The sequence below is a fragment of the Massilia arenae genome (assembly GCF_008014745.1).
GTDB lineage: Bacteria > Pseudomonadota > Gammaproteobacteria > Burkholderiales > Burkholderiaceae_D > Telluria > Telluria arenae.
In genome coordinates, this window is record NZ_VPFD01000030.1 from 109,191 (window position 1) to 121,737 (window position 12,547).

The following is a 12,547-nucleotide window of genomic DNA, read 5'->3' on the forward strand; positions in this document are numbered from 1 at the left end:
AGTATCTCCTTGCACCTAACGCGCGGGGCGCAGGGCGCGGGTGCTACACTGCGCGCCTTACACTCCAAAGCCACTGCCATGACCAACAAACAACAGCCTCCAGCCAAACAGCCAGCCGGGGCGTCCACCGGCCGCGTGGCAAATCCCTTCCTCGATGCCGAGTTCTACCACCGGATGCGCGACTACACCGAACGTGATGCCGCTTTCTCGAAAGAGTTGACCGCCATCAATGAAAGCGGCGCGGGCAAGCAGAGCACCGACATGCGCACGGCACCATCGCTGCAATTGCTGCGTGCAGTCGTCAAGAAAGGGGTGTCGCTGGACACCATGTTGGAGCGGATCGTGCAGGGCGTGGAAATGGGCTTGTGGGAGCCATGGCTGAGCAGCTTTGGCATCGAGATCCGCGGCGTCAACTACGCCAAGGGTGAGCAGCGCAACGCCCGCCTGGCGCTCGACATGAGCCTGGCGTGCAAGGTCAATTCCGTGTTCGCCAACGCAGGCATCACCAACTGGCGCAGCCTGGTGGCCGAGGACTGCGCCCAGATCAAGATCGACAAGCCGACCGTCAATTCCGGCGCCAAGCTGTACGCCATCTTCTATCTGGATGCGCCAGGAAAGTGACTAGCTAAATCAGCAGCTGAGCCCGGGCGACATCGATGCACCGGCACACGAATTTGCGATCTTCTGCTTTGGCAAGCGGGCGACCAGGCCGTACCGGGCTTACTCAGATCACTGGCTGACGGGAAGCTTCCAGCCCGGCCTGATGAAATGGCAGGTGTACCCGTTCGGAATGCGTTGCAGATAGTCCTGGTGTTCTGGCTCGGCCTCCCAGAAAGGTCCGGCCGCGGCGATCTCGGTGACGGCCTTGCCGGGCCAAAGGCCGGACGCGTCGACGTCGGCGATGGTCTGCTCGGCCATGCGCTTCTGTGCGTCATTGAGATAGTAGATGCCAGAGCGATAGCTCATCCCACGATCATTGCCCTGACGGTTCTCAGTGGTCGGATCATGGATCTGGAAGAAAAATTCGAGGATCTGGCGATAGCTGATCTGACCCGGATCGAACACCAGTTCGAGCGCTTCTGCGTGCGTGCCATGGTTGCGGTAGGTGGCGTTGGGCACGTCTCCGCCAGTGTAGCCGACGCGCGTTGACAGCACGCCGGGCATACTGCGCAGCAATTCCTCCATGCCCCAGAAGCAGCCGCCGGCCAGGATGGCGGTTTCAGTTTGCGTCGTCATTGATTTCCTTTGCTTGAACGAGTGATGTACCAAAAAGTACATCTTCCCACGTTGGTCTATTCTTCGCTGCCACTGTCACGTGACGGCTGATCGCGGCGTCACACCAGTAGCGTGGATTGCGGCAGTTGCAGGCTTGAGGATAGTTCAGGATGGCCTCCATGTCCCTCGTGCGAAAGTCCGACTGCGGCATTCGCGCGCTCACCGGCAAGTGCGCTCAGAATCAGCTGTGCGGTCTCCGCCGGCGCATCCCAGTGCGGGAAATGGCCGCACCGCTCGAACCAGTGCAGTCGAGCATCCGGGAACAAGGCCAGCGCGCGCTTGGCTTGCCGTGGAAAACAGACCCGGTCACGCCGTCCCCAGCCAATGACGAGCGGATGCGCGATGCTGTTGCGAGGAGCCCCTTGTTGCTCCTCACCATAGGCGAGTTGGGCCAGCAGTTCATCGAACGCCGGCGAGGCCACATAACTGCACAATTCATCGCTCACGATGTCCGGCGCCAGCTTGGTCGGCCGCGCAGAAAATTGTGCCAGCAACAAAGCGCGACCAAGTGGATTGGCGCAGACCGCCGGCAATACAGGACGCAGAAGCCGCAGCAGCCGGATTGACAGGTAGATCGAGCTGAAGAATGCGTGACGCTCCCAGCCCTGCCAGAAACCACCTGGATTGAGCGCCACCACGCCGCCGACGATCCCACCGCGTCGCGCCAGTTCCAGCACCAGCCGCGCCCCCATCGAGCTACCGACCGCATCGATGCCACTCAAGCCATGGGCATGGAGGAAGGCGGCGGTCTCATCGGCCAGGGTGCGGATCGATGTTTCGCCGGCCAGCCGCGGCGTCTGGCCGAAGCCGGGCAGGTCCACCGCGATGACTTCGCGCCGCGTCGCGAGATCGGCCAGAATGGGATTCCAGCTCTGCCAATGACCGCCAAGGCCATGGATCAGTAGCAAAGGCTTGCCGGTGCCGCAACGAATGTGATGCATGATCGATCCTCCCATCGCACGGGCGTGCGGTTGCTCTCAGCGTACCGCAGCGGGTACAACGACTGCGTCCGTTAGGAATGCTTGCCCAGATCAACAACGATCGCGTCTGGCGGCCGTTCCTGCCGCATCGGTAAATACGACTGTCCGTCCTCATGATATTTGCTCATCAAGAAGCTTTTCGACAGCCCGGCTTCTGCGTACCATGTGGCTTGATGTGTCTTGGAGATAACAGCTGGCTGGCAATGCCCAAACATCAGCGGGCTTGCAGCTGCGTGTATCGACGATTTCAAAGTCCCCTTTTAAGAAAAGGCTACGATGACTGCACAAGCAACTGGCACCAAACCGCGTGGATTGAACCGTGTCCTGAACTGGATCGAAGTGGCAGGCAACAAGCTGCCCGATCCAGCTATTCTGTTCGCACTGCTGCTGGCCGTGGTCTGGGCCACGTCCTGGGCCATGTCCGGCCTGGTCTTCAACGACATCGACCCGCGCACAGGTGCGCCGATCGAGATCAGGAATCTGCTGGCTCCGGCCGCCCTGACGGATTTCATGGCGAAGATGGTCAATACCTTCGTCACCTTCCCGCCGCTCGGCGTGGTGCTGGTGGCGATGCTGGGGCTGGGCGTGGCGGAATACACGGGCTTCATCAACGCCGGGCTGCGCAAGATCCTGGCGGTGACACCGAAGTTGCTGCTGACGCCTGTGCTGATCGGTGTCGGCATCCTGAGCCACGTGGCCGTCGATGCCGGCTATGTGCTGGTCATTCCGCTGGGCGCCGTCATCTTTTACGCCGCCGGACGCCATCCGCTGGCCGGTATCGCGGCCGCCTTCGCCGGCGTATCGGGCGGCTTTTCCGCGACCTTCTTCGTGCCCTCCAGCCTCGATCCGCTGCTGGCCGGCCTGACCCAGGTCGCGGCGCGGCTGTCGTCCGACCCGGCCGCCGCATCGATCGTGATCAATCCGCTCAATAATTACTATTTCACGACAGCCTCGACCTTCCTCGTGATCCTGGTCGGCTGGTTCCTGACCGACAAGGTGATCGAGCCGCGGCTGAACAAGAGTTCGCCGGTCGATGGCGATCCTGCCGGCCTGCCCACGATGGATGCGCTGCAGCCGAACGAGATCAAGGGCCTGCGCTGGGCGGGCATCGCGATGGTCGCCAGCCTGGCCCTGCTGCTGCTTTCGCTGATGCCGGAAGGCTCGGCCTGGCGCGCGCCGGACACGCGCGAACTGACGCATTCGTCGGCGCCGCTGATGCAGTCGATCGTCGCGCTGATCTTTATTTTCTTCCTGATTCCCGGCGTGGTCTACGGCTATGTCGCCGGTACCGCGAAGAACCACCGCGACATCGTCAAGGGCATGAGCCATGCGATGAGCGGCATGGGTTACTACGTGGTGATGGCGTTCTTCTGCGCGCAGTTCATCTTCGCCTTCGGGCAGTCCAACCTGGGCGCCGTCATCGCGCTCAAGGGCGCGTTGTGGCTCAGGGAGATGGCGTTCCCGCTGGGCCTCACGCTGGCGGGCATCATGATTCTGTCGGCCACGGTCAATCTGTTCATCGGTTCCGCGTCCGCCAAATGGGCTCTGATCGCGGCGGTGATGGTGCCGATGATGATGGAGCTCGGCGTGTCGCCGGACATGACGCAGGCCGCCTACCGGGTGGGCGATTCGTCGACCAATATCATCACGCCCTTGCTGCCGTATTTCCCGCTGATTATCGTCTTCTGCAAGAAGTATGTGCAGTCGACCGGGATCGGCACGCTGATCGCGTTGATGCTGCCTTATTCGCTCAGCCTGATCGTGACGTGGACCGGATTCCTGCTCGCGTTCTGGGCGCTGGAGCTGCCGTTGGGGATTGGCTCGTCGTATGACTATCCGGCGGAGCGCTGACTAGGAACTGGCTTCAACGGTGCTCTGAACGCAGCCCAGAAACGACAATGCCCACTCGATGAGTGGGCATTGTCCTGAATCTTGCAGGCTCACTTTTTCTCAGGATCGTGGCCCCAGTTCATCAGTGAATAGCGCCAATCGCTCGTTGCCGGATCACTCTTGGTAGGCCCCTGTGCCAAATGTCGGTGGATGTATCCGACCACCTTGCGCATGTGCGCGATGTCTGCCGCATTCAAGTCCTGAGCGTGCCGGTGCAACAGTTCTACGATGCGGCGTCCGGACTGGTGCCCGGTCGATTCGGCATTGCCGTGCTTCTGGCCGATACGCCTGGAGTCGTCAGTGTCGAGCCACTTCTCCAGCTGGGCCGGAGTCATATTCACAGCCTGCTTGAACTCCGCGACCGTCTCGCGCTTGGCTGCGTCGTCATCACCGGCGCCTGCTTGTGCTGGCATGCTTACTCCAATGAACATTAAGATTGGCATCGTCGTACAGCAACCTCAGCCGAACGCACCTGAGCTTAAAATATCATGAACCCTGTTTTTCCTGGCGCACTAGAAATCACTTGATGTAAAAGTAAAACGTCATGCAGAAAACAAAAACGCCGACCTGCGAAGGTCGGCGTTTTTGTTTGTGCTGCTGAATTCTTGGTGGTCCCGGGGGCGAAATCGAACCGCCGACACAATGATTTTCAAGAATAGTGGCGCTGTCCCTCGCAAAGGGCCGGCGTTTGGCGTGCAGACCACCTTGTCAAACATCACGCAGCACGGAAAAGCGCCGGAATAACTCCATGGGCATGGGTGTGGCCAGTTCCCACACGATAGAAATGGGCCGGTCTCCTTCATGGCTCACCATAGTGACAGGCCCGAGCGCGATAAAGGGACTGTCCGTATTTTCCCGCACGAACAACTGGAAGCGCCAGCCATTGGTGCCGCTGTCCAGATAGCGGCGGCCAGTGGCATTGGCCGCACCGGCCTTGTTCTGAGATTGCCAATGGAAGCGTTCGGGAGTCAGCGCGTAGTCGCGGTACTGCACTCGCTCGCCAAATCCTTCGCGCTTGTCGAGCGTGACAAACAGCAGCTCGATGCGCGCTTGCCCGAGGGGCAGGCAGCCCTCACGAAATTGCGGGCGCGCGCTCGCAGTCAGATGGCCGGCTGCCGTCTGGATCTCGCGACGCTCGTAGTGGGCGTGGAGGGTAAGTGGCCAGTTGTCCGGTACACCTGGCAAAGTCCTTGCCTCGACGACGGTTTCTTGCCGCAGCCAGTCTATGATTTCAAGCATTTCCTACCGGAGGGCGGGATGCTGCGTCATCAGGCCAACAAATTCAGCTGCTGTCATGGTCTCGTGGCTTTCGTGCAGTACTTGATACGCCAGCATCTGCACGCGGCAAGGATCGATGTCGCCGCCGGACAGCGCCTCCCGCCAGGCACTGAGTGCTAGCGGGTCATTGGCGTGGAGAATAGAACCCATTCTGCGCATGAGTTCATCTTCACGTGGCCCGCTGGCTGGCAAGGGCAAACGCAGATCGCGCCGGTAGCTGGTCCAACAGCGCCTGTTTGCATAGACATCGCTGATGTCGAACTGGTTGTCACGCAGGAAGCCGGACAGGGTCAGGGCCTGGGCGCCGCGCCGCGCCACCCAGGCTGCCAGTTCCTGCCTGAGCCGTACCACGTTCAGTTGCAGGGTCCTGCGCAGGCTGTCAAGCACGCGCTCTCTCGCGATCCGGTCGAATTGCATATGGCAGCCACTGGGCAGGTAGCCGAAGCCGCCCTCGAGGGAATCCTTCAATTGCGCCCTTGTATGCCCCGTGATGGCGCGTAGCAGGGTATCGAAACGAAATTCCGCACTGTACTGGCCGACGAAGTCCAGGACCAGGCAGCTTTCCTTTCCAGTGGACAAGCGCAGCCCCCGGCCGAGTTGCTGTTGGAACACCACCGGACTTTGCGTCGGACGCAGCAAGAGCAGGGTGTTGATCTCAGGGATGTCCACCCCCTCGTTGAACAAGTCGCATGTGCAGATCAGAGTGAGTTTTCCGGCGCGCAGGTCGCGGACGGCCTGATCCCGCTGTTCCCCGCTGTCGTCGCCAGTCAGGCTGACCGAAGGAAGGCCAGATCGATTGAACCAGTCGGCCATGAAGCGGGCATGCGCTACGCTGACGCAAAATACCACGGCTTTCATCCGGTTGAGATCGGCCACATAGCGCTCCAGGGTCGTGGTCACCAGCCTGCCGCGTGCGTGATTGCTGGAGATGAGGGCGTCGAGTTGCGCAGTTTCCTCAGGCCGATTCCATGTGATATCCCGCAGGTCGGTGTCGTCCGCGGTGGCGAAGTATTCGAACGGCGCCAGCAGCTGCTGATCCAGCGCGTCCCACAGGCGCATCGATACGGCGGGGCTGCCATCGGGGCGGCTGTCGAAGTAAAGATTCAGGTTGTTTCCGTCGGCGCGCTCCGGGGTCGCGGTCAAGCCAAGGAGGATCTCGGGCCGTACCGCATTCAGGAATTGATCAAATGTTCTTGCCGGCAGGTGATGGGCCTCGTCGACCACGACGTATTGCCAGTATGCGGGACCGAGGCGGGCCACCAACGAGCGCCGATGCAGCGTGGTGATCGTGGCAAACAGATGGTCATGCTGCGTGGGCTCGTGCTCGCCATCCATCAGATCACCAAAACTCGGATCACGCAGTACCTGTCGGAAGGTCGACAGTGCCTGCTTCAGGATCTGAGTGCGGTGCGCGACGAACAGCAGCCTAGGCCTACCTCCAGTACCGTTGACCTGGCGCTCGTAGTCGAATGCCGCCACCACGGTTTTTCCGGTTCCGGTCGCGGCCACGACGAGGTTACGCAAGCGGCCATGCTTTCGTTCAGAGGCAAGCCGTTCCAGCATCTCTGCCTGATAGGGTTTCGGTCGCAGATCGAACCAAGTATGCAAAGCAATCGGCTGGGAAGCCGCGCTGCTCTGTCTTGGCCGCTTACGTTGCTCGCCGAGTGCTGCCTCCAGTGCCGCACGCTGGGCGCTGTCGTCAGGATCATAGGCCTGGAACTCACCATCGTTCCACAGGGTTTCAAAATTGGCGCAGGCCGTCGCATAGAGGTCTGGATCACCCGCCTGGGTGAATTTGACGGTCCATTCGATTCCATCCATCATCGCCGATTCGGACAGATTGGCGCTACCGACGAATGCCGTACCGAAGCCGCTCAGGCGGTGGAACATCCATGCCTTGGCGTGCAGGCGGTTGCGCCGTCCGTCGAGGGAGATGCGTACTTGCGCTCCCGGCAGCCGCGCAAGTGCATCGACTGCGCGCACTTCGGTGGCGCCGATATATGTTGTGGTCAGGATGCGTAAGCGGGTCTTGGGAAAGCCCTGAGTATCGGCCCCGGTCGCCGTTTTCAGGATGTCGAGCAGCTTGCGTACACCGCTCCAGGTTATGAAGCTGACCACGATATCCACGTGGTCAGCACATGCAAGTTCTGCCTGAAGTTCGGTCAGCAGGGAGGGAGTATGGCGGGCTGCGGTAAACATGGCGGGCTTGCGCAAGCCGGTCTGCGGGGACGCTGGAGCGAATGCGGGTGGGTGGATGGCCCGCAGGAGTTGCAAGGGCTCGGCTGGCAGGGCGTAGCCGGGCGGCGCTACTTCGTCCAGCCGCACTTGCCGCATGAGTGCTGCGATCAGCTCGATTTCTGCGCGCGCCGCGTCGACGGCACTCTCGGATTGGGCGGAGACGGCATCAAGCAGTTCGGGCAGGCGCGCCGTCAGCATGGTTAGCAAATGTTCGCGTCGCTGCACCTGGGTAGGCTGGGTAACGACGGCACGCTGGTCCTTGACCAGCCCGTCGATGCGCTCGGCTTCATCGCTGGTGACAAGGCGTTCGTACAATCCGTGAGGCAAGGCTGGGACGGTTGGCGGGCGTGGCGGCATCGGACTTGTTTGCTTTTGGAAGATAACAATTGTACCTAAGCACGAATGCCCAATCCGCAAGAAATTGGAGACGCTGAAGGCAAGCAAGCCAAGCTGAATGGCCCTACGTTGCGGCACCGTCCGGGCACCGGAATAGACCGGACACAAGGACTACGGGCCCCAGAAACGACAACGCCCACTTGCATGAGTGGGCGTTGCGTGAACGATGTTCTTGGTGGCCCGGGGCGGAATCGAACCACCGACACAAGGATTTTCAAAACAAGGCTCGACGGCATGCACCAATACGATTCTCGCTGCATCCGCTAAGTACAGGGCCTGACGCGGCTCGCGAAATGCGTCAACGAAATCCTTAGCGTATCGGATTTCCCCGTTTCGTCCGGTAAGTCCGCGACGCAGCGGTTTGGAGCAGCACTTGTATAGGGGGATAGGAGTATTTTTTTCGGACCCAAGAACCGGGCATAGACAGGCGAGGGCGGAGACAGCTAAACAGTCGCGTCGCGGAAGTCGTTCAGGAAACCTGGCAGCGGAGCACTGAGCTTAGTGCCCAGAGTGAACGAAAGACAGGCAAGGGACAGTCGAGCTCGTTTTCCGGCCTACTGGGCTGTTGCTATCGTAAGCGATTCAGCACGGCAGCTCGTACCTGTAACTCGACCACCTGACGGTCGAAGTCACGTGCCATGACGCGTTCACCCAGCAGCTTGAAACAGCGCATTTTGGTTTCAACAAGATTGCGGCGATGGTAACCACTCCATTTCTTCCAGATCGCCCGGCCCAGTCTGCGCGTAGTGTGCAGGATCTCATTACGCGCATCGGCACCGCAGCGGTTGGTTTTCCAGGGTTTGGCATTCTTCCGAGTCGGGATGATGGCATCCGCGGCGCGTAAAGCGATGGCCTCGTGACAGTCTTTCGTGTCGTAGGCACCATCTCCGCTGACGCTGGCAATCTTCTCGTCGGCAGGAATCTGATCAAGCAGCGCTGGCAGGACAGGCGCGACACCACTGCTGTTGTCGGTGACCTCCATGGCCCGGATCTCAAGCGTGGACGCGTCGATACCGAGGTGCACCTTGCGCCATTGACGGCGATACTCCACGCCATGCTTCTTCGTCTTCCATGCGCCTTCGCCCAGCATCTTGATGCCCGTACTGTCCACCAGCAGGTGCAAACCCGTCGTGCTCGGTACGGCACCGATGGCCACCTGCAGCGTCTTTTGCCGTCGGCTGACCATGCTGTAGTCCGGCACCGGCCAGTCGAGCCCAGCCAGGCGCAACAGGCTTGCGTCATCCCCATGGCCTGGCGCAGCGGCAAATTGAAGAGGCATTTCATACTCAGGCAGAGCTGGATCGCCTCGTCGCTGAACGTCTGGCTGTGCCCGCGCTTGCCGTTCGGCTGGCCGTGCCAGCTCATGGTCGGATCAAGCCAGATGAGCAGCGAGCCGCGTGACTTCAGCGCTTCGTTGTATGCCTTCTAGTTGGTCGTACAGTACTTCTGCGGCGCCGGTTTCATGCATTCACGCTACAGACCGGCAGCTTCCACGCTGGCCGGGCAGGATTTACGCAACAAAGCCGCCCTAAGTAATCAAGCTCTTGAGGAAATCGTTGATTTCAGCGTTTTCCAAATTCATTAAGTTCCCATATTGGTGATTTATTTCCTAAATTCATCTCCAATTGATAGGATCCATAGGTCTCCAAGCGTCCGGGACGGCGCCGCGACTGCCTGGACTCCAGCCAGCAGATGAAACTTTAGCACCAGTATTAGTGGTAATGCGTAGCCAAATCGACCTTGATGCGTCGAATAAATAAATGGCCTGATCGTCCCGTGCCCCTTCAGTGAAGGAGGCAATGTGCTTCCCATGCTGGTGCTCCTTCCAATAATCTCCTTTTTTTATAAACTCGGAAATCACGCGCGCATATGTGCCGGTAGCAGTCTGGTTGTGCGATATGAAAACCAAATGGTCTTTGTTGCCCTGTGCTTTTGTTTTCGCCTTTTTCCACCCTGCTGTGAATGAGTCTATGCGCTCGCTTCGTGGAGGGTGAGTTTCTGAACCACTTGATGATAATGAAAGCAAAAATTGACGGCCCTCATCTAAGGATCCACCTAAATTTCCGATGACAAACCCAGAAAAGGCATCTGCTTCGAGTTCACGAGGTGGTCTGGACCCAATATTGTCTAACGTATGTCCACATAAATGATGTCCAATTTCATGCGCGATAATCCCAACATTTGACCAATTCGTATTTCCATATTGAGAGGCTGATTTCATAAACGTCTCATCGTATATTATGTATCGTTTATCCTTTTGCAAGGTTGCGTATGCACTAATTTCTGGTTCATCTGTTGCAATAATTGTAAAATTAGCTGGTAGGGCAACGCAGCCGCATATATCTGCCACCAGTTCACGAGCTTTAAGTGTTGACTTTGAAACCGCTATATTTCCGAGCTTGACGTCTTTGTCAAATGCACATCCTTTTCCGCCTATAAATATATTGTCTTTAGTAAAAATCCCCTGAGACAAGGAATAGCCTCCTATCAATGTTGCAGAAACGCCGAGAAAAATTCTTCGCCGTGTGACACTAAATTCTCTAGGCATGTTCCCCTCCTACACAGAGCTTCGGCACGACCAGCAAGCGCCTACAAGCTTAGCTCTAATCGTTTGACGATGCTCGTAAATCCCGCACGTACGCGATGTGTGTGATTTGTGAGACATTGCTTGCCATATTAAATGCGAAGTATAAGATGATGGGTGTTGTTGACGAACATCAAAATTGGCGAAGATTAAATCTTCATCAAGAGAGTACAAACAAAATACAATGCGCGCGCCAGAGAAGAACGTAATGCGATTGTTTTCTAGGTTGTATGAATTTCATCAGCTCACGGATGTAAAGAAAGTACCTGCGTTTAAATAGACTAGGGGGTAATCATGAGTATGCTGCGACGTGATTTCTTATTAAGCGGGTTTGCCGCTGGGTTCGGCTTTCCCGAGGCGTCAACTGCTCAGGCGCTAGCAGATCAAGCAAATATCGACGATTTATTCCAGGCTGATGCTGAACCTCGTCCACCAAGTTTTAAGGAACCAAAGACCGTAGGCCGTTGGGCCGCACTGGATACACCGCCTAAACCGCAATGGCCTCAGCGCGCTGTTAGTGTTGACTTTCATCATCTAAGTAAAGCAGCACCGAAACTAGAGACGGAGTCTTTTAGTCTTACTGGCGAAGTTTTGCGAAATTTAGCTAAATTGAATTCGTTTGATCTGAGTCGAACGAGAGAACACGTGTTATTCGGTTTACGTGGCTGCTCTCCCACAAAAATAAAGCTTAATTTTTCTTCGTCAGTCGAGGTAGTCGAGAGTCTCCCCGATCATCTGAATTTGCGCTGTCTATTAGGAGTGTGGCGCCCACATCAAAACGATCTTTGGGTGACCTCAGCCTCTACCGTTCCAAATGTTGAATATATGTTTCAAATGATGAATGGTGGGTTAGCTTGCAATATGTTTCCTACTGGACTGCATCGATATGTAGTCGGCACACATCGAGCTGGGTCGAAATACCCCCAACGAGGGGCATTTCGCCAATTGGACCCGGTACCCGTTTTGCGGAATCGAAATAATTTGACATTCGAGTTGCCGCCAACCGATAAATATGATGTGACGATAGATCGGGTTGTGGCAGACAATATTCATGCTGGAGTACTTGAGTCATCACAGCACCCACCATTCTTCTCGTCAGCAGGGTGCCAAGTAATTCCAGGTGGCTACCGAACCAACGGCGAAAACAGGGCCTATGGCCAGTGGGCAGTTTTCCGTGAGCGTGCAGGTCTGAAGCCAGTAGTGTTTGCCCCAGGCAACGTTACCTCCACGATAGATGATGGAAGAAGTTTCTATTACATGCTTCTGACCGGGGCAGAGGCGCGCCTGATAGCGAGAGGGCAGAGTGTCTTGCTTGATTCCAGACTTCGATTCGGGTCATCGGGTCCTCGTGTACGCAGGTTGAGCGAACGCTTAACGGGAAATTCGACAAGTAGTTATTTTGATCAGACATTAATGGCTTCGTTCTTAGCTTGGCAGATGAAGAGGTTGAATTACTCGGACGGAGTGATTGATCAGGTTGCCGAAAATTAAATTCTTCGAGATACATCTGTGAAGACTTAGTCAGCGTAGCCCGTACTAATGAGAAATTAAATGGCCAACTATACTTTATTCCGGGTTATCGCTGCACGCAGATTGCCACGGCAAGAAAAAAAATGGCGCTGCGATCTTTCTGATCGCAGCGTATTGAGATCGCCATGCAGATCAAGATTGATTGACGAGGTTCGATACCAATTGCGAAGTATTGCGCAGCGTGCTGGACGCGAGATGAGCATAGCGCTGCGTCGTCACGCTTGAAGCATGTCCTAAAAGCAACTGTACTTGATACAGCGAAGCGCCTTCGTTAACTAGGGAACGATAGCTGTCGAGTCCCGTTTGATCATAAACGCGTTTAACGAATAACTCAGGTCGCTTCTGTTGCCATTCCTTGAGCGCGAGGACGGGCGTT

General features: G+C 57.3%; 9 protein-coding genes and 2 pseudogenes. 3 read left to right on the forward strand and 8 right to left on the reverse strand.

Going from position 1 to position 12,547, the window contains the following annotated elements; all coding sequences use genetic code 11:
* The first annotated feature begins 78 nt into the window (after positions 1 to 78).
* A complete protein-coding gene (locus tag FVD38_RS22470; RefSeq protein ID WP_147936841.1) occupies positions 79 to 621 on the forward strand; it encodes a hypothetical protein in 543 nt (180 codons plus the stop codon).
* A 108-nt stretch (positions 622 to 729) separates the two neighbouring features.
* Here the strand turns inward: FVD38_RS22470 and msrA are convergent, their stop codons facing one another.
* Positions 730 to 1,236 (reverse strand): peptide-methionine (S)-S-oxide reductase MsrA, encoded by a 507-nt coding sequence (gene msrA, locus FVD38_RS22475; RefSeq protein ID WP_123070466.1) that lies wholly within the window; start codon positions 1,234 to 1,236, stop codon positions 730 to 732.
* A gap of 98 nt (positions 1,237 to 1,334) precedes the next feature.
* A complete protein-coding gene (locus FVD38_RS22480) occupies positions 1,335 to 2,216 on the reverse strand; it encodes an alpha/beta fold hydrolase (RefSeq protein ID WP_147936842.1) in 882 nt (293 codons plus the stop codon).
* Between the two features lie 315 nt (positions 2,217 to 2,531).
* Here FVD38_RS22480 and FVD38_RS22485 point away from each other — a divergent pair, with 315 nt between their 5' ends.
* Positions 2,532 to 4,106, forward strand: coding sequence for an AbgT family transporter (locus FVD38_RS22485; RefSeq protein ID WP_147936843.1), 1,575 nt, complete (start codon positions 2,532 to 2,534; stop codon positions 4,104 to 4,106).
* Between the two features lie 89 nt (positions 4,107 to 4,195).
* On the opposite strand, the gene FVD38_RS22490 is transcribed toward FVD38_RS22485, so the two are convergent.
* From FVD38_RS22490 to FVD38_RS22510, 5 genes and pseudogenes are all read right to left on the reverse strand, one after another.
* On the reverse strand, positions 4,196 to 4,558 hold the full coding sequence (locus tag FVD38_RS22490; RefSeq protein ID WP_147936844.1) for a DUF3140 domain-containing protein: 363 nt from the start codon (positions 4,556 to 4,558) through the stop codon (positions 4,196 to 4,198).
* A 295-nt stretch (positions 4,559 to 4,853) separates the two neighbouring features.
* Complete coding sequence (locus FVD38_RS22495; RefSeq protein WP_147936845.1) at positions 4,854 to 5,384, reverse strand: DUF3427 domain-containing protein; 531 nt, start codon at positions 5,382 to 5,384, stop codon at positions 4,854 to 4,856.
* 3 nt (positions 5,385 to 5,387) lie between these two features.
* Positions 5,388 to 7,976 carry a DEAD/DEAH box helicase family protein gene (locus FVD38_RS22500; RefSeq protein ID WP_187271677.1) on the reverse strand — a complete coding sequence of 863 codons (2,589 nt, stop codon included), beginning with the start codon at positions 7,974 to 7,976 and terminating at the stop codon, positions 5,388 to 5,390.
* Between the two features lie 649 nt (positions 7,977 to 8,625).
* Positions 8,626 to 9,464: pseudogene (locus tag FVD38_RS22505) on the reverse strand (IS5 family transposase).
* Between the two features lie 208 nt (positions 9,465 to 9,672).
* Positions 9,673 to 10,605 carry a M48 family metalloprotease gene (locus tag FVD38_RS22510; protein ID WP_147936847.1) on the reverse strand — a complete coding sequence of 311 codons (933 nt, stop codon included), beginning with the start codon at positions 10,603 to 10,605 and terminating at the stop codon, positions 9,673 to 9,675.
* A gap of 330 nt (positions 10,606 to 10,935) precedes the next feature.
* Here FVD38_RS22510 and FVD38_RS22515 point away from each other — a divergent pair, with 330 nt between their 5' ends.
* Complete coding sequence (locus tag FVD38_RS22515; RefSeq protein WP_147936848.1) at positions 10,936 to 12,132, forward strand: hypothetical protein; 1,197 nt, start codon at positions 10,936 to 10,938, stop codon at positions 12,130 to 12,132.
* Positions 12,133 to 12,303: 171 nt separating this feature from the next.
* Here FVD38_RS22515 and FVD38_RS26700 read toward each other — a convergent pair.
* Positions 12,304 to 12,547: pseudogene (locus FVD38_RS26700) on the reverse strand (tyrosine-type recombinase/integrase); the annotation flags it as partial.